This is a genomic window from Staphylococcus sp. GDX8P80P (genome assembly GCF_017893095.1).
GTDB lineage: Bacteria > Bacillota > Bacilli > Staphylococcales > Staphylococcaceae > Staphylococcus > Staphylococcus borealis.
In genome coordinates, this window is sequence record NZ_JAESMI010000196.1 from 1 (window position 1) to 536 (window position 536).

At 42.5% G+C, this 536-nt stretch carries 1 protein-coding gene; it reads left to right on the forward strand.

The window, feature by feature from the left end:
* Nucleotides 1-536, forward strand: a 536-nt coding sequence (locus tag KA858_RS12270; RefSeq protein WP_210135830.1) for a DUF1542 domain-containing protein, incomplete at both ends; no start/stop codon positions are given.

Sequence of the window (536 nt, forward strand, 5' to 3'; positions counted from 1 at the left end):
AACACCAAATGCGACAGACGAAGAGAAGGCAGCAGCAAAAGCAAAAGTTGATGAAGCAGTGACATCAGCTAAAAACGCGATAGACCAAGCGACAAATAACGCTGACGTAGATACAGCAAAAACATCTGGAGTAGAGTCAATTAATCACGTCCAACCAACAGTTGAGAAAAAAGCACAAGCAAAACAAGCAATCGATAATGCAGCGCAAGCAAAGAAAGCAGAAATTGAACAAATACCAAACGCGACAGACGAAGAAAAGGCAGCGGCGAAAGCAAAAGTCGATGAGGCAGTAACTACAGCTAAAAATGCAATAGACCAAGCAACAAACAACGCAGGCGTAGATACAGCGAAAACTGAAGGAACAGACGCAATTAATCATGTGCAACCAAGTGTTGTTAAGAAAGATGAAGCGAAAACAGCGATTGATAATGCAGCGCAAGCTAAGAAAGCAGAAATCGATCAAACACCAAATGCGACAGATGAAGAGAAGGCAGAAGCAAAAGCAAAAGTCGATGAGGCAGTGAATAGTGCGAAGA